The following is a 15994-nucleotide window of genomic DNA, read 5'->3' as shown; positions in this document are numbered from 1 at the left end:
GAGTTACACCCGGTTCCATGCCGAACCCGGAAGTTAAGCCCTCCAGCGCCCATGGTACTGCAGAGGCTATCTGTGGGAGAGTAGGTCGCCGCCAGGGATCTTTTTTTATTTTTATGCTTGCATCATGCCTTCATCCGCTGGTATTTCACACACCACACCAGCAAAAACATAAATCTCATCCAGTCTCATCCAGAGTGTAACAATGTAACGCCTCTCCCTAATACTCTTCCTTGACCTGCGACACAAGAGAGCTTTCGAGTGAAGACAGAATGTCGGCATATTCTACCTTTTCGTTGCCACTTACGAACACGCTTCCAATGCGCAGTTTTGCTTTGCAACATTGAGGCAAAGGGGGTTCCTCTATATTCTCAAAAAGAGTACTCCCTGCATCAAGTATTCGGCTGGCAAAACTTTTTATCCCATCTCGTGGAGTTTCTGGCATAAGGATGAGTATTTTGTCCTCCTCAAACTGAAATACAAGGTCAGTAGACCGTACGTTCTGTTGGAGTTTGGAACAGAATTTTACGAATAGCTCTTGCTCCATTTTTTCATTGATGAGTTTCCCTGGATCGTTTATAGCAAATTTTAGCAAAATAAAAGAAAGCCAACGGCGGTAACGATAGGATCTGGCGAGTTCTTGTTGACTCCTTAGATCAGCGTATTCCCTAGAAAAGAGACCTGTTCGCCTGTCCACAATTTCCAGTGTTTTAACGTCATTTCCATTCTCGTTTAAAGGAGACAGAATATATCCTTTTATTCCCTGGCTTTCTCTGCTGCTCACAGCCCATTTGCCAGAAGGAAGGGGGAGGATGGTAGGTATAGGCGACTGAGTCTTTATAAATTTTTCAAAAGGGCAAGGCAAAGTGTCAAGGGGAGGCAGTATGTTTTGTGCTGCAATGTTGCCATGTATTTCTCCATTTTCTTCCACGAGGATTGGTAACGGGAAGGAGTGAAAGAACATTTTTGTAGAAGAAGCAGCAGCTTCTTCTTGCGTTTCATTTTCTTGTAGGTCGCTTGAAGAGAATGACTGTTGTTGAGGAGAAAACGTGGAAAGAGCAAGGCAATAGTTATATGATAATAAAATAAAACCTACAATAGCCACTGTAACGCCACTCCATGCAATAATAGGATGATGTCCTAACACAATGCTACACCCTATAATAAGGATTCCCTGTATAAGGAATTGGTGTCCCCACATAGCGCTGCTATTTCCTTGTCTATTTGTTAAGATAATATAAGATATATCTCCTGCCACGTAGCTTAAGAGAAGAAAGCCCCATAAGGGAATTATAGTGCCATATCTAAAAGAATTTCTTGTGCTGTAGAGTATAAAAATAATGAGAATGGAAAGAATTTGCGGTACCAATATTTTCTTCCACGAACGGGAAGATGTGTTTTCTTTCATGTCTCCTCTTCTTTCTTCCCTAGAATTAATAGTTGGGGAAAAATGGATATCGGAATTCATGGGGAGGGCAGGAAGAAATAATCCTCTCGGCTCCAACCGTTCCTAATGTCTCTGTTTCCTGCCAAGAGCGAATGTTTCCTATGATTCCAATATGTATGTTATCCGGAGTAGCGGAGCGAAGGAGAGCTATATTCCGTAGGATTGTTGGATTTTTTCGTTGAGCAATACTGTATATACCAGAGGCACCGCCCATTTCAGCATGACGGGCAAGAGTAATAATTTCTTCTTCTGATAGTAAGGAAGAATTGAAAGCGATATAAAGAGGAAAATGGGCCGGCACATTTTTTTTGTACGTGGATAAGGCTTCGCGGAAATTGTTTCTGATGTTAGGATCTCGAATTACGCCGCTTTGCATTGTGACGATAATGGTTTTCGCTCCTTGTGTTCGAGCCCATTTTATAGCTGAAATTTTGAGATCAGAGGGAAGATTGGGGAAAGGATAGTCGATGATAGTTCCTAGGTTAATGTTAATATGGTCGCTGTTTAGGAATTTTGAAATAACAGGAAGAAGAATCATGGGGACAAAAAGCTTTGTAATATGATTTTGAATGCATAGATGGAGCCATGTCCTCATCTGCTCAAGGTGTAAATTTTCCGAAAAACATGCAAATCCCATGCTTTTGAAAAGGCTTTCGAAAGAGGCAGACTTTTCTAATCCAGCTTCTGCTAAAGCAGCTTTTCGTCGTGCTTTTTCTGAGAGCAGTTCTATATCAGTTGCCATAGTATCACCTCATTTTTTATTTTATCGGAGGCAGTGGCATATTTCTCTGTTTTCACCATCACTTTTACAAGCAGTTATATTTTCTATAGACAAGGTCCCCTGCCTATGCAGATAGAGCACAAGCGATAGGACTGTAGATTCCGATATCCCCATTTCAGATGCAACTTTACGGATGTTTATAGTTCCATAATCGTCGAAAGATCTGAGAACATCTTTAGCGATCAGATCTATCCACTGATGAAACATATATTGCATTTCTGGAGTAATTGAAGAAGCAAGCTGGGAGTTCATGGATACAGATTCTATGAGCCTAGCAGTAACAAGAGAAGAGGACTCGATGAGACTTTTTAGTTCTTTCAAAACAAGTTCTTGCGAGAGAGATTGATCCAACTCTATTCACCTCACCAATAAATAAAAATCATACAAGTTTCTATTTAACAATAATACAACAAGACGGCTATTTAGACGAACACCCAGAAGACGTAATTGTTTAGAAAGTGATAAAATGAAACAACATTGCTCTTAAAAGTATAATGATTTCAGAGGCTCCGGAGGAATATATATGAAGCTAACCATACTCCTTCTTGGGTTTGGGAATGTTGGCAGGGAATTTTGTACTTTGCTTGAAAGAAAACGATACGTCTTAGCCTCAGAATTTGACTGCTCCATTCAGATCAATAGTATTGCTACTCGAAGAAGAGGAAATGTTTATTCTCCAGAAGGGCTTGATATTTCTTCTATTTTGAAGGTAGAGGAAATGACAGGCCGAATAGATGGAGGAGTTGTTTCTCATCCCCTCCCGTTAGATGATCTTATTGTTAATGGAGTGTATGATGTCCTCGTAGATACTACTTTTTCAAGTCTTGAAACAGGGGAACCAGCGAGAACATATATGGAGAAAGCTCTTTTAAGAGGAAAATCGGTAGTGACATGCAATAAATCTCCCGTAGCTCTTTGGTATCATCATCTCTCCTCTCTTGCCCGAGAGAAAGGATGTTTTTTTCTCTTTGAAGGTACTGTTATGTGTGGCACACCTCTCTTTTCTCTTGTGCGTCATGGCCTCCCTGCAAGCCAAGTTCTTTCTTTTGAAGGGGTTCTGAACGGAACGTGTAACTACATATTAGAGTTAATGCGGCAGGGGTCCACCCTTGATGATGCTCTTCTTGATGCCCAACGGCGAGGTTATGCAGAACCAGATCCCAGCATTGATATAGATGGTTGGGATTCAGCGTATAAGGCGATGATCGTAGCTCAAGCTATTATGGGCGCTCCTCGTTTTACAAGAGAAATGGTTTCAGTCAAGGGCATTCGAGATGTTACCCCGGAAATGTTAAGTAAGACACGTACTCGTGGGGGCGTCGTTAGGCTTTTATCGAAGATAGATAAGCAAGGGGGAGCTTGCCATATAGAGGTGGCACCCACTCCTTTGCCTGCGAATCACCCATTGGTCACCCTCTATGGAGTAACAAATGGGGCTCTTTTTTGTACAGATACCATGGGAGAAATATGTATAGAAGGGGCAGGAGCAGGAAGCCGTCCGGCAGCCTTTGCGTTATTAAGAGATGTTCTCGCTGTAGTTGATTCTATGGGGAGGTGAGGTAACAGTGTTTTCACGTCTTGGAGTGATAGCTGATACCCACGGACATGCGGATGCCTGGGAAAAAGCATTGAATATATGGGGGAACATTGATGCCATCCTCCATGCCGGAGATGTTTTAAAAAGCAATTTGAATACAGGTTTGGCTCAATGTATAAATGCTTCGTCAGTACCTGTCCTTATAGCAAAGGGGAATAGTGATTTCCCAAGAGATCAGGAGGAGCTTCGTTGGCCTATACTCTCCCCGTATGTAACAGTATGGTGGCAAGGGAGAATGATTCTTGTAAGCCACGGGAACAACTTCTCCCAAGTCCGAAAGCTAGCGCTTCTAGCCAATGCTGATCTTGTAGTGACAGGCCATACTCACATAGGTTCTTTAGTCCGGGAAGGCTATACCTTTTTCTTGAATCCTGGAAGTGCTGCATTACCTAGAGGGCGAGATCCGGCAAGTGTGGCTATAATAGAGGAAAATGAAATACGTATAGTTACTCTTGAAGGTCAGCTTTTACATAGAGAAGAATGGTAGGTTAAGGAGGAGTCCAAACATGGAAGTGGCTGAGAAGCGAAGTGTTACCGTAGAAGAAATAGAGGGGACTGGAGAGGAACATATTATCCTGGTTTTTTCTCTTGACGGAGAAGAATTTGCTCTTGGCGTTAATGAAGTGAAGGAGATAGTCAGGGTCCCGCCAGTTATTACGAGAGTTCCCAACGCCCCAGCGTATATTCGTGGCGTTATTAATTTGAGAGGCACTATAGTTCCCGTCTTCGATATGGAGTTAAAGATGGGGCTAACATCCAAGGAGCTCACAGAGGATTCAAGGATAGTTGTTGTTTCTTGGCGAGACATACAGTTTGGCTTATTGGTGGATTCCGTTCGAGAGGTTTGTACTGTATATGATTCTCAAATTGAACAGGGATCGCAGCTCAATACGAGTATGGAACGAAAATATCTTCTTGGAGTCGTGAAACAGAATGGTGGACGATTGGTGGTCCTATTAGATTTGGTGACTCTTTTTGATTTAGATGAAGTGATAGCAGAAGAGACAGAGGAAGTAGCAGGATAAGATTGAAATGATCCTCATAGACTTGCACCTCCATAGCACCTCTTCTGATGGAACACTTTCTCCGAAAGAGCTGGTATCGAAAGCGAAGGGTAGGGGCATTTCTGTTGCCAGCCTTACAGACCATGATACTACGGAAGGTGTTGAGACCTTCTTAGATGCTTGTCGCCAGAGAGGCGTAAGGGGTATTTCAGGAGTGGAGCTATCAGCTGATTTCAATGGAGTAATGCATATTCTTGGATATCGTTTTGAGCCTCAATCTGCAGTATTTCAGAAACATATGAAGGAGCTTCGGGAGGGACGAAACGAGCGAAACAGTAAAATTTGTCGTAAATTGACAGATTTAGGAGTGTCAATATCTATTGAAGAGGTGGAGGCAGAGGCGAAAGGAGAAGTTGTTGCTCGCCCTCATGTTGCTCGTGTGTTAATAAAAAAAGGATATGTTCAGAGTATGTCGGCAGCTTTTGAACGCTATTTGGGGCGTGGCGCTCCCGCATATGTGCCGCGGTATAGACTTTCTCCCAGCCTGTGTATTGAGATCATTCAAGAGGCTGGAGGGGTAGCCGTTTTAGCTCATCCTACCCAAACTACAGATGATAATGGAGAGCTTGTAGATATTCTCAGGCGCTTAAAAGAAAAAGGGCTTTGGGGGTTGGAATGCATTACCCCCCATCATTCCTCAGGGCAGATTTTCCAGTTTCTTCGGATAGCGGATGAGATGGGGCTTTTCCCCACGGCAGGGACCGACTATCATGGTGCGAATCGTCCCAGTATTTCTATGGGAATTCCTGTGAACGAGGGGTTTTTGCCCTGGGCGCGACTTGGAATATCACTCTAACGTCTTTCTCCCTTTTATATAATGATATTGTAGATGATAAATAGAAAAGAGAACTAGATTTTGTAAGGAGGAGAATCTGATGTTGTTCCCTATCGATTTCAAGAGCGATACCGTGACAAAACCTAGCGAAGAGATGCGCCGTGCTATGTATGAAGCTGAAGTCGGTGATGACGTATATGGAGAAGATCCGACAGTGCGTCGCTTAGAGGAAAAAACAGCAGAAATAACAGGAAAAGAAGAAGCTCTGTTTGTGGCTTCTGGAACTATGGGAAATCTCACCTCGCTCTTAACTCATTGCGGACGAGGCGACGGGGTCATACTCGGGGCTCTCTCTCATATATATAATTATGAAGGGGGTGGAATGTCTGCCTTAGGCGGGCTTTTCCCACTCTTAGCAGATGATAGTTCTGGAATTCTGTCTCCGCAGGAAATTACAGCTCTTTGTCTCCCTAGAAATGTACACCATTCGCCTGCAAAGTTGCTATGTCTTGAAAATACTCATAATAAGTGCGGGGGAGTGGCTGTTCCTGTAGAAAGTTTTGAGAATGTTGTGAAACAGGCTCGTGAGATTCATTTGCCTATACATCTGGATGGGGCCCGACTTTTTAATGCGGCGTTGGCTTGGGGAGTAGATATAAAGGCTTTTAGTTCTTTGGTAGATTCGGTTCAAATTTGTCTCTCTAAAGGGCTCGGGGCTCCTATAGGTAGTATGATATGTGCTTCAAAGGCTTTCATTGACAAGGCACGACATTGGCGGAAGAAACTAGGGGGAGGCATGCGCCAAGCTGGAATTGTTGCAGCGGCTGGACTGTATGCTCTTGAGCATAACATAGAGCGATTAGCTGATGATCATAAACATGCACAGCTTATAGCGTCAGTTCTAGAAGAAGCTGGGCTTAATGTAGAACGTAAAGGAAGACAAACTAATATGGTCTTTTTCTCGTTGCCAGAGCAAGGTCCAGATGCCCATAGTCTTATTCAGAGTTGTGCTGAACGTGGAGTTTACTTTACTGCTATGGGGGCTCGTCGGCTGCGACTTGTTACTCACCTCGATGTCTCTCAGGAGCAAGCTCTACGCGGTGCTGAAATTATTGTTGAAGAGGTGCGAAAAATATAATGGAATTTCCCAACTCTAACTATGTGGAAAATAGTGCTTTTTCTCTGATAGAAAAGGCTCTGAATAGAGGCGCGAAAGGAGCGGATATCCTTTTTTATTCAGGAAAAAGTAGCTCTTTATCTTTGCGAGATGGTAAACCGGAACAAAACAGAACGGGCTTTTTTATGGGGATAGGATTGCGAGTCATAGATGCGGACGGTCGACAAGGTGTTGCGCATATGAATGTCCTTGACCCCGCATCTTTTGAGAACTTGGTATCGTGGAGCTGGGCTAACTGTTGTAGTTCCGAACCAGATCCATGGGTTACTCTTTATGAACAAAAGCCCTCTTACAGGGACGATCTGAAGCTGGAAGATGAGGCTGTTTCTTCTATCACCCCAGAACAACGACAGGAGTCCTGTCTTTATATGTCCCAGGAAGCGAGTTCAAAAGACAAGCGGATTTTGTCGATACGAAGCGCTTCTTGGTACGACAGCATAGGGAAAAGTTTTTATATGTCCTCTACAGGAATACGAGGCTGGTATAACGGAACCAGCGTTTCTGCAGGATTGAGTCTTGTTATGAGCGATGGCGTTAATTTGGAAATGGGAGGATATGGAGAAAGCTGCCGCTTCCTTAGCGATCTTCCGCTCAGTCGTATTGTAGAAGAGGCGGTAACACAGACAGCGTATATTTTAGGAGGGAAGCCTTTAAAAACGGGAAAGTATACCCTTATCCTTTCACCGGAAGTTTCTGCTTCTTTCCTCTCAGTTATCGGAGAGCTTTTTCTTGCTTCAAATGTTCATAAAAATATGTCTCTTTATAAAGGGAAATTAGGGAAACAAGAAGCAAGTTCTCTCCTTACTATTACTGATGATGGCCTTATGCCTAAAAAATTGGGGACCGCTCCTTTCGATGGAGAGGGGGTTCCCTGTCAACGTACGGTTCTAATGGAAAAAGGGGTTATAAAAAACTTCTTATATAATCTTAAATACGGCCTTAAAGATGGAGTCCCCTCTACTGGTAATGGAGCTCGAAGCTTTTCTTCTGTTCCAGACGTGGACGTTTCAAATATTTATATTGAGCCAGGGACGTTGTCACAGGAAGATATTTTTTGCTCTGTCAGAAACGGGATTTATATTATGGACTTATTAGGGCTTCATACAGTTAATCCGGTGAGCGGGGATTTTTCTTTAGGAATAAAAGGGGTTGCCTTGCATAATGGGGAACTCTCTTTTCCTGTATCTGGTATGACTATTGCCGGGAACCTTTTAGATTTTCTTAAAAAAATTGTATGCATAGGCAATGATCTTTTATTCTGGGGAGATACGGGAGGGTGTACAGTGGTGGTAGAAGATGTTACGGCGGCAGGACTTTAATTTACTTTTTCTTCTCCTTTTTTTATGTGTGAGTGTATGTGTAGCCCTATTCTCTTGCGAGAATTTGTTTGCAGAGGAGCGGCCTTGGGTGCTTGCAGTAGAGGGGAAGACAGTCGGAGAAGTTCCAACTCGTACGCAAGGAAGGCTGACTATGGTGTCCATAGGGACTATGGGGCGTCTTTTAAATCTTTCTATGACCCACAAGGACGACACTCTTATTGTTTCTCAAGGAAGATCTAAACTCCAAATTGTTCATAAAGCAGCGGCAGTATGGTTAGATGTACAACTTATGCCTATGGCAGCGCCAGCCATCCTTGACAATAACCAGTGGTGGGTAGAATCTCAATCGGCACTGAATATTCTTCAGGGGCTCCTTCAAAATAGTGGGTCTTCATCTCAACTTTCATGGTGTGGTTCAAGCCTGGATGGATGCCCTTCCTCTCGGCAGGGAGAGAGAGGAAACGCAGATATGAGCTCTAGTTCAACATCAGCTTCAATTACCTCTCAACAGCTTCAGAGGGGGGCTCAAACTCAAGTTGAGGAGGTTCCTTCCCCTCCTATGATTGATCTCTCCCCGTCGGCCCCCTGTGTCTTACAGGCTGTTCGATGGGGGCAATATGATGAAAAAACGAGGGTTGTTTTTGATTATGAAGGAACTGTGCCTCCAGAAATTTTAGAGAAAGGCAATACGGTTTTCGTCTCTTTCACTACTTCGGAGGTTGCTACTGCTCAGTTAGTGTCTCCGTTTCCAAAAGAAATAACTGTAAATGTAGAGACGGCGAAAGATAGTTGTAAAATTTCTCTTGGATCCCAAATGGGGGGTAGCCAAAAAACTTTTGCTCTTTCAGCGCCACCCCGTCTTGTTGTCGATTTTTATCGAAGTAGTAAGAAAGCGAGTTCCCCTGTAAACGAAAGACCTCAGGCACAGGATAAACCTCAGAAGGTCATAGCAGAACAACGGCCTCTTCCCCCAATAACGGGTGAAAAGGCAGGAAGTTTGGAAAAAAAATTGGTTGTAATTGATCCAGGGCATGGGGGGAAAGACCCGGGCGCCATGGCGAATGGATTGCGAGAAAAGGATCTTAACCTTCAATTTGCTTTGTGCCTAGCAGAGCGTATAAAAAAACTAGGATTTAATGTCCGTCTCACGAGAGAGAATGACGTATACCTTAAGTTACGGGAACGTACAGACCTTGCTAATCAGTGGCAAGCTGATATGTTTATTAGCGTCCACGCAAACGCTCTTCCCAAGGGACGTCATGCTTCTGGTACGGAGATTTATATTATGGCCTTGCCAACAGATAAAGATGCCATGGAACTGGCTCTTATCGAAAATAGGGAATTAACAGGAGAGAATGGTTCTGAAAGTGCGGCCCAGGTAGACCAGAAGACGAAAATGCTATTAAATATTCTAGGGAACATGCAACAGAATGCGAAGATAAGCGAAAGCACGGATGTGGCTGAGTATTTATTTAATGCCGGGAAAAAACAGGGCCTCAATATGCGTCGGGTTGCTCAGGCGCCTTTCTTTGTCCTTCGGGGGGCTTCCATGCCAGCCGTGCTTATTGAGACGGGGTTTCTAACAGAAAAAAGCGAAGCCAAAAGGCTTGCTTCTTCTTCCTTCCAACAACAGTTTGCCGATGCCATAGCGAGAGGAGTAGCAGCGTACTTAAAAGGAAGATAGAGGTTGAGAAAGGAGGTGCGGCGCTTAATGCGCTAGAGAAATGGTTCGAAAACGAGAACAATTCGAAGATGATTTTGAAGATGATTTAATGATACGCCGTAACGTAGATGTGGATAGTGGCTTCTCTCAACCAAAAGCTCGTTCTCGGCGGGGGCGGCGTTTTGCAGATGATGATGCGCCGAAAAAAGCGCCTATTGTCTATCGTTTTATCGCTTGGAGTGCTCTTATTCTCTTGTTTTTTGGGATAGGATATTGGGGGACGTCTTTTGCTGTCAAGTTTCTGAATAAGAAAAAAGTCATAACCCAAGCTGATGTAGTGCAAAACAGGGAAGAGATTTCTCAGGCCCTCACTTCTGAAGGAGTTTCTGGGCGTAAGGTTTCTTTCCCTATATATGTTCCGATGAGCGGGGAGATAGTGCAGAAAAAAATAGTGGTTGTTTCTAGTCTTATGGAAGAGGATATTCAGCATGTAACCCAAAAGATTATGGAGGAGTGTGGAGAACCTTTCCGTGGGGGGACCGTCTTACACGTTTTCCGTAACGGAGATACGGCATATCTTGACATGAATTCTGCTTTCCTTTCCGCTTTGAATACGTTGGGGCAGGAGACGAGTACTCTTTTTATTACTGGTATTGTGAGAACGGTGAAAGAAAATTTTTCACCCGTTACTAAAGTGCGTTTTCTTGTGGAGGGGAAAGTTCCCCAGAGTGGGGCATCTGTAAATCTTTCCGTTCCTTGGGAATTGAAATCTTAAAATATTCGAGGTGCAAATGTAGTATGGAAGAGCGGGAATTACGGAGAGATGGCCGTCGAATTGGTGAGTTGCGCTCCATAAGCTTTCTAAGAAACTATACTCGATATGCTGAAGGTTCAGTCCTTGCCTGCTTCGGCGAAACGAAAGTTATATGCACCGCTTCAGTAGAAGAAAAAGTTCCTTCTTTTTTACGGGGAACGGGGCAGGGGTGGGTTAGTGCTGAATATGCCATGTTGCCTCGAGCTACAGCACAGAGAACGTTCCGAAGCACGACTCGTGGCGGTGTTAATGGGCGTAGTTGTGAAATACAAAGGCTTATAGGGAGGGCCCTGCGATCGTCAGTAGACCTTTCTCTTCTTGGGGAACGCATGATATGGCTTGATTGCGATGTAATTCAGGCAGATGGGGGAACCCGAACAGCTGCTATCTCCGGATCCTTTGTGGCTCTTTTTGATGCGCTGCGAAAATTATGGAGGAACGGAATTATTGAATCCATACCTATACGCTCTTTTTTAGCAGCTGTGAGCGCAGGGAAAATTCATGGGACAGTATGTTTGGATCTTTGCTACGAAGAGGATAGCTCTGCCGAAGTAGATTGTAACGTAGTGATGAATAGCAAGGGAGAGCTTGTGGAAATTCAGGGAACTGGAGAGCAAGGGACTTTTGCTAGATCGGAACTCAACTCCATGCTCGATATTGTAGAACAAGGAATTTATAAAATTATGGATATTCAAGCCCGAGCACTATCTATTACCTCGGAGGAGCGACATGCCTGCGTTGGGAAAAACGATTATATTTGCGAGCGGTAATAAAAATAAATATAATGAAGTTGCCGAACTTCTTGCTCCTTTAAAAATAAGGCTTGTATTTGGTCCCAGTTATGCGTCTCTTGATGTGGAAGAAACCGCTCAGACCTATATGGGGAATGCTTTTCTCAAGGCGCGAAGCTGGGCTGATTGTTGCGGACTTCCGGCTTTAGCTGATGATAGCGGTTTAGAGGTGCGAGCGTTGAATTGGAGTCCTGGAATACGCTCAGCTCGAATAGCTCCTACATCTTCTCAACGGAACCAATGGCTTTTACAGGTTTTAGAGGGGAAAGATGACCGGGTGGCAAAATATGTAGCGGCTTTTGCGCTCTGTCTGCCTGAGGAAGGGCAGGTTTGGCTTACAGAAGGGGAGTGTTGGGGCAATATAACCTGGAGAGTTTCTGGAACAGGTGGGTTTGGATACGACCCCCTTTTTATCCCAATGGGCTATACGCAGACTTTTGCAGAACTTCCTCCTGAAATAAAAGCTCGAATTTCTCATCGGGCAATAGCATCTTATCAATTGGTACATATCCTTCAGCGGCAAATATGGTAAAATAACCTATTGTCTGGATTCCTGAGGTTTACCGTACAGGGGGGTGTAGAAGATGAAAGTAGTCCTTGGCGTTGTTCATATCATATTAAGTATTGCTTTAATGGGAGCTGTGCTTCTTCAGCAGCGAAAAGAAGGTGGATTTTCCGGCTTCTTTGGCGGGGGGACGCAGGCCGATTTTGGAGGAAGCCAGTGGCAGCGTCTCAGCGCTCTTACAAAACTTACCGTTGTTTTGACGAGTCTCTTTATGCTGTCTTCGTTTATCCTTGTTATGATGTCGAAATAAAGGAGAATGGATATGACAAAAAACGGGAACCTCGATTCCCTTGAGGATCTTTCCTCTGTTCAGGTTCGTTCCGACCGTTTGTTTAGTGCCACTCACGAGGAAATTCTGAGCGGTCTCACATCAGATGTATATTTTTTGAAAACAAGGGATGTGCTTCGTCGGGCTGGGAAACTGCATACTCCTGTAGTCGCGGAGTTTTTTGCTCGTAGTCATGGAGTCTTTGCTGGTTTGCCTGAGGCGATGCAAGTCCTGAAAGATAAAAAAGTTGCTGTATATGCATTGCAAGAGGGAGACCCTTTTGCACCCAAAGATGTCGTTATGAGAATTAGAGGTTCTTATTCTGAGTTCGGATTATATGAAACAGTTTTACTTGGATTTTTAGCGAGCTCAAGTGGATGGGCAACTGCGGCTCGACAGTGTGTAGAGGCTGCAGAGGGAAAACCTGTTTTATGTTTTGGTGCTCGACATGTTCATCCAGCCATAGCTTCAGTTATGGAAAGAGCGGCCGTTGTTGTAGGAGGTTGTACAGGGGCTAGCTGCATGTTGGGTGCGAAACTGGCAAATCTTGAGCCTACCGGTACGGTCCCTCATGCCGCAGTGCTGATCATGGGAGATACTGTGGAGTTGGCCAAGGTGTACGATGCTGAAGTGCCTGAAAAAGAAGCTCGTATTGTACTCGTAGATACGTTTAAAGATGAAGCAGAAGAATCTCTTCGAGTAGCAAAAGCACTGGGCGATCGTCTTTTTGGTGTTCGTCTCGATACTCCTGGAGAAAGAGGCGGCGTTACTGTTGAGTTAGTGAAAGAGGTTCGGTATCGTCTCAATCTCGCAGGCTTTACCCATGTGCGAATTATTGCTTCCGGAGGTCTTACTCCCGATCGAATTCGTGTTCTTTCTGAGGCGGGAGTTGACAGTTTTGGTGTGGGAAGCTATATCACTCATGGTGCACCGAGAGATATGACTATGGATTTGAAGGTTGTGGATGGTGTTCCTGTAGCTAAAAGGGGAAGATTGCCAGGAATGATTGAAAATCCCCGCCTAATACGTGTACAATAGCATAGGTTTGCGAATAGAATATCTCGCCAAGAAAAGGAAGTAATTGTTTCGGGAAGGGAATGCCGCCACACATTCCTAAGATGCACTCGAAGAAGTTATTTCTCTAAGGCTGGAGAGGTATTTTAGAAAAATAAATATCTTTAGTTGTTAATGTAAAGGAGGAAATAAGCATGGCGAGCAATCGTACTTACATGGCTACTCGCGAGAAAGTTGTGCGTGAGTGGTATGTAGTGGATGCCACCGATAAGCCATTAGGACGTTTAGCTTCTCAGGTAGCTCAAGTCCTTATGGGAAAACATAAAGCCACCTATACTCCTCATGTAGATTGTGGGGATTTCGTTGTTATAATTAATGCGGAGAAAGTTAAGTTGACAGGTAATAAACGCCAGAATGAAAAGCGATATCGTCACACTGGATACTCTGGTGGACTGAAGAGCCAGACATATGGCGAGATACTTGAAAAAAAGCCCGAGCGGCTTTTGGAAATGGTTGTGAAGGGGATGCTCCCGAAGACCCGTCTGAAGATGCATAAGAAGTTGAAAGTCTATGCAGGTCCGAATCATCCTCATTCTGCCCAGCAGCCTAAGCCGCTGGAGTTTTAAAACCGATTTTTCGAGAAAGGAGGAACAAGAATGGTAGCTCCTTCCTATTTTTGGGGAACTGGAAGACGTAAAAATGCTATCGCTCGTGTAAGAATTTGTCCGGGTGATGGAACTATACAGATTAACGAAAGAACAGTGGAAGATTATTTCCCACGTCAGGTTTGGCAGACACATGCTTTGCAGCCACTCAAAACTGCCGGAGTTGAAGGCAAGGTCAATGTCTTCGTCCGTGCTAATGGGGGTGGCTTGACAGGGCAGTCCGGTGCTGTTTGTCTTGGGATTGCCAGAGCTCTTTTGAAATTGAATCCAGAGCTTCGCCCTGCGTTAAAAAAAGCTGGCCTCCTAACTCGCGACCCTCGTATGGTAGAGAGAAAGAAGTTTGGCCAGAAGGGCGCTCGGGGACAGAGACAGTTCTCGAAGCGTTAGTTTCGCGACTCTATTGGAGTATTACATACGATACGGGGCAGGCTTATGTTTCTTGCCCCGTATGTTTCTTTTTTCAATGAAAAGGAAATTTTTAAAGGAGAAAAACATGGATAGTGGTACTGTCCCTTTATCGTGTAACAAAAATAACTTCTTTTCTTTAATTTTTTAAACGGCGTCGAGTCAGTCTTCTACCCCTGACCTCAGGTCTGAGAAGCATCCGACGCCTGTCGGGTGTGACTTGATCCTCACCCTTTATTATCTCAAAAAGCAAAGGGGGAGACGCCAATGGAAGACTTACAGCGGAAGTACCATGAAAGTATCGATAAACTTTTCCAAACGAAAAAATTTAAAAATTTAAAAGATCTTCTCAGTGACATGGAACCGGCAGACATTGCTGAAATTATTAGCGAAAAGTCTCCGGTAGAACGGGTCTTTATTTTTCGACTTCTTCCAAAAGATTTGGCTATTGAAGTTTTCGAATTTATGGAGGGAGCGGAGCGCGAAGAAATGCTTGCTCACTTCACAGACTCTGAAGTATCAGTCATTATAGAAGAGATGTCTGATGATGATCGTACGGCCTTATTTGATGAATTGCCCGCAAAAACCGTGAAAAAACTTCTTCTTCGCCTTTCTCCTGAAGAAAGAACAGTGGCTAATGCCTTACTAAATTACCCTGACGGTTCGGCAGGACGAATAATGACTCCTGAGTATATTGATTTAAAAGAGGGAATGACCACTGAAGAAGCTATAGACAGGATCCGTAAAAATGCTAGGAGTAAAGAAACTATTTACACGTGCTTTGTAGTTAACGGACAGCGTCAACTTAAAGGGGTTGTAGATCTGGAATCCTTGATTATGGCAAAACCTCAGACCCTCTTATCGTCTCTTATGGACGAACCTATTTATGTTATAACTACTACAGATCAGGAAGAAGTAGCACAAGTTATGTCAAAGTACGACCTGCAAGCTGTTCCTGTTGTAGATACGGAAAAACGGCTTGTAGGAATTATTACGTTTGATGACGTCCTCGACATAGTAGAAGAAGAAGCGACAGAAGACTTCGAACGTATGGCTGGTATTCAACCAGTGGAAGAAGATTACCTTGATGCTAGTGTTTTTACTGTAGCTCGAAAGCGGTTTGTATGGTTGTTTATTTGTATATTAACTGAGACTCTTACTACGACTGTTTTGCAACGATATACTCTCGCTATCCAAAGCGTGGTGACGTTGACTTTTTTTGTCCCTCTCCTTATTGATACTGGCGGAAATGCTGGTACGCAGGCTTCCACACTTGTTATTCGTGGAATTACACTGGGCCATATTGAATGGAAGGATATTTGGAGAGTTGTTTTAAGAGAAGTAGTAACGGGAATTCTTCTTGGGGGTACTCTCGCCATTTTTGGCATAGGCAGAGCCTATATGCTTAATGCTGGGAGCGGCGTGGCCATTACGGTTGCAATTTCTATTATAGCCGTGGTCCTCCTTGGTAATTTAGCAGGAACCCTATTGCCGTTTATAGCACGGCTGGTGAAAGTTGACCCAGCTATTATGTCGGGCCCCTTCATTACAACCATCGTTGATGTTTTTGGTCTGATTGTCTATTTTGAAATCGCACGTCGCATTCTTTCCTTACCGCTTTAAAAAAGAATAGATCTCTTCGCAGGGGGGAT

At 44.0% G+C, this 15994-nt stretch carries 18 protein-coding genes and 1 rRNA gene; 16 read left to right on the top strand and 3 right to left on the bottom strand.

Going from position 1 to position 15994, the window contains the following annotated elements:
* A 5S ribosomal RNA gene (gene rrf, locus K360_RS11150) occupies positions 1-97 on the top strand; the annotation flags it as partial.
* A 120-nt stretch (positions 98-217) separates the two neighbouring features.
* On the opposite strand, the gene K360_RS0110310 is transcribed toward rrf, so the two are convergent.
* The 3 genes from K360_RS0110310 to K360_RS0110300 are packed head-to-tail and all read right to left on the bottom strand — an operon-like array spanning position 218 to position 2576.
* Positions 218-1405: a GGDEF domain-containing protein gene (locus K360_RS0110310; protein WP_169728674.1), complete on the bottom strand. Its 1188-nt coding sequence runs from the start codon at positions 1403-1405 to the stop codon at positions 218-220.
* A gap of 25 nt (positions 1406-1430) precedes the next feature.
* The gene (locus tag K360_RS0110305; RefSeq protein WP_024823063.1) at positions 1431-2186 is read right to left on the bottom strand and encodes a beta/alpha barrel domain-containing protein; all 756 of its coding nucleotides are present in this window, start codon (positions 2184-2186) and stop codon (positions 1431-1433) included.
* A gap of 21 nt (positions 2187-2207) precedes the next feature.
* The gene (locus K360_RS0110300; protein ID WP_024823062.1) at positions 2208-2576 is read right to left on the bottom strand and encodes a hypothetical protein; all 369 of its coding nucleotides are present in this window, start codon (positions 2574-2576) and stop codon (positions 2208-2210) included.
* 172 nt (positions 2577-2748) lie between these two features.
* Between K360_RS0110300 and K360_RS0110295 the strand changes: the two genes are divergently transcribed.
* The 15 genes from K360_RS0110295 (at position 2749) to mgtE (ending at position 15965) form a co-directional block, all read left to right on the top strand.
* On the top strand, positions 2749-3783 hold the full coding sequence (locus K360_RS0110295) for a hypothetical protein (RefSeq protein WP_024823061.1): 1035 nt from the start codon (positions 2749-2751) through the stop codon (positions 3781-3783).
* Positions 3784-3790: 7 nt separating this feature from the next.
* Complete coding sequence (locus K360_RS0110290; protein WP_024823060.1) at positions 3791-4309, top strand: YfcE family phosphodiesterase; 519 nt, start codon at positions 3791-3793, stop codon at positions 4307-4309.
* Positions 4310-4328: 19 nt separating this feature from the next.
* Positions 4329-4847 (top strand): chemotaxis protein CheW, encoded by a 519-nt coding sequence (locus K360_RS0110285; RefSeq protein WP_024823059.1) that lies wholly within the window; start codon positions 4329-4331, stop codon positions 4845-4847.
* Between the two features lie 7 nt (positions 4848-4854).
* The gene (locus K360_RS0110280) at positions 4855-5682 is read left to right on the top strand and encodes a PHP domain-containing protein (protein ID WP_024823058.1); all 828 of its coding nucleotides are present in this window, start codon (positions 4855-4857) and stop codon (positions 5680-5682) included.
* A 79-nt stretch (positions 5683-5761) separates the two neighbouring features.
* Positions 5762-6799 (top strand): low-specificity L-threonine aldolase, encoded by a 1038-nt coding sequence (gene ltaE / locus K360_RS0110275; RefSeq protein WP_024823057.1) that lies wholly within the window; start codon positions 5762-5764, stop codon positions 6797-6799.
* On the top strand, positions 6799-8157 hold the full coding sequence (locus tag K360_RS0110270; protein ID WP_051461170.1) for a TldD/PmbA family protein: 1359 nt from the start codon (positions 6799-6801) through the stop codon (positions 8155-8157). The genes ltaE and K360_RS0110270 overlap by 1 nt, the downstream gene beginning before the upstream one ends.
* An 88-nt stretch (positions 8158-8245) precedes the next feature.
* Positions 8246-9841: an N-acetylmuramoyl-L-alanine amidase family protein gene (locus K360_RS11145; protein ID WP_169728673.1), complete on the top strand. Its 1596-nt coding sequence runs from the start codon at positions 8246-8248 to the stop codon at positions 9839-9841.
* 40 nt (positions 9842-9881) lie between these two features.
* A complete protein-coding gene (locus K360_RS0110260) occupies positions 9882-10595 on the top strand; it encodes a GerMN domain-containing protein (protein ID WP_024823054.1) in 714 nt (237 codons plus the stop codon).
* A 23-nt stretch (positions 10596-10618) separates the two neighbouring features.
* A complete protein-coding gene (gene rph / locus K360_RS11390) occupies positions 10619-11404 on the top strand; it encodes a ribonuclease PH (RefSeq protein ID WP_024823053.1) in 786 nt (261 codons plus the stop codon).
* The gene (rdgB, locus tag K360_RS11385) at positions 11364-11957 is read left to right on the top strand and encodes an RdgB/HAM1 family non-canonical purine NTP pyrophosphatase (RefSeq protein WP_024823052.1); all 594 of its coding nucleotides are present in this window, start codon (positions 11364-11366) and stop codon (positions 11955-11957) included. Before rph ends, rdgB begins: the two co-directional genes overlap by 41 nt.
* A 52-nt stretch (positions 11958-12009) precedes the next feature.
* Positions 12010-12240: a preprotein translocase subunit SecG gene (gene secG / locus K360_RS0110245; RefSeq protein WP_024823051.1), complete on the top strand. Its 231-nt coding sequence runs from the start codon at positions 12010-12012 to the stop codon at positions 12238-12240.
* A gap of 12 nt (positions 12241-12252) precedes the next feature.
* Positions 12253-13296: a nicotinate phosphoribosyltransferase gene (locus K360_RS0110240; RefSeq protein ID WP_024823050.1), complete on the top strand. Its 1044-nt coding sequence runs from the start codon at positions 12253-12255 to the stop codon at positions 13294-13296.
* A gap of 170 nt (positions 13297-13466) precedes the next feature.
* Complete coding sequence (rplM, locus tag K360_RS0110235; protein ID WP_024823049.1) at positions 13467-13898, top strand: 50S ribosomal protein L13; 432 nt, start codon at positions 13467-13469, stop codon at positions 13896-13898.
* A gap of 30 nt (positions 13899-13928) precedes the next feature.
* A complete protein-coding gene (gene rpsI / locus K360_RS0110230) occupies positions 13929-14324 on the top strand; it encodes a 30S ribosomal protein S9 (RefSeq protein ID WP_024823048.1) in 396 nt (131 codons plus the stop codon).
* Positions 14325-14609: 285 nt separating this feature from the next.
* A complete protein-coding gene (mgtE, locus tag K360_RS0110225; RefSeq protein WP_024823047.1) occupies positions 14610-15965 on the top strand; it encodes a magnesium transporter in 1356 nt (451 codons plus the stop codon).
* Positions 15966-15994: the final 29 nt, after the last annotated feature.

Source organism: Aminobacterium mobile DSM 12262 (assembly GCF_000526395.1).
Classification (GTDB): domain Bacteria; phylum Synergistota; class Synergistia; order Synergistales; family Aminobacteriaceae; genus Aminobacterium; species Aminobacterium mobile.
Note: the sequence above shows the minus strand (reverse complement) of the source record. Positions and strands in the feature narration are given on the sequence as shown.

Bases quoted from the DNA above. Each gene is read 5' to 3' on its own strand.
- K360_RS0110270 (WP_051461170.1), top strand. From the start codon at position 6,799: ATGGAATTTCCCAACTCTAACTATGTGGAAAATAGTGCTTTTTCTCTG.
- K360_RS0110310 (WP_169728674.1), bottom strand. From the start codon at position 1,405: ATGAAAGAAAACACATCTTCCCGTTCGTGGAAGAAAATATTGGTACCG.
- rpsI (WP_024823048.1), top strand. From the start codon at position 13,929: ATGGTAGCTCCTTCCTATTTTTGGGGAACTGGAAGACGTAAAAATGCT.
- ltaE (WP_024823057.1), top strand. From the start codon at position 5,762: ATGTTGTTCCCTATCGATTTCAAGAGCGATACCGTGACAAAACCTAGC.
- secG (WP_024823051.1), top strand. From the start codon at position 12,010: ATGAAAGTAGTCCTTGGCGTTGTTCATATCATATTAAGTATTGCTTTA.
- K360_RS0110240 (WP_024823050.1), top strand. From the start codon at position 12,253: ATGACAAAAAACGGGAACCTCGATTCCCTTGAGGATCTTTCCTCTGTT.
- K360_RS0110260 (WP_024823054.1), top strand. From the start codon at position 9,882: ATGGTTCGAAAACGAGAACAATTCGAAGATGATTTTGAAGATGATTTA.
- rdgB (WP_024823052.1), top strand. From the start codon at position 11,364: ATGCCTGCGTTGGGAAAAACGATTATATTTGCGAGCGGTAATAAAAAT.
- rph (WP_024823053.1), top strand. From the start codon at position 10,619: ATGGAAGAGCGGGAATTACGGAGAGATGGCCGTCGAATTGGTGAGTTG.
- K360_RS0110285 (WP_024823059.1), top strand. From the start codon at position 4,329: ATGGAAGTGGCTGAGAAGCGAAGTGTTACCGTAGAAGAAATAGAGGGG.
- K360_RS0110280 (WP_024823058.1), top strand. From the start codon at position 4,855: ATGATCCTCATAGACTTGCACCTCCATAGCACCTCTTCTGATGGAACA.
- K360_RS0110295 (WP_024823061.1), top strand. From the start codon at position 2,749: ATGAAGCTAACCATACTCCTTCTTGGGTTTGGGAATGTTGGCAGGGAA.
- K360_RS0110305 (WP_024823063.1), bottom strand. From the start codon at position 2,186: ATGGCAACTGATATAGAACTGCTCTCAGAAAAAGCACGACGAAAAGCT.
- mgtE (WP_024823047.1), top strand. From the start codon at position 14,610: ATGGAAGACTTACAGCGGAAGTACCATGAAAGTATCGATAAACTTTTC.
- rplM (WP_024823049.1), top strand. From the start codon at position 13,467: ATGGCGAGCAATCGTACTTACATGGCTACTCGCGAGAAAGTTGTGCGT.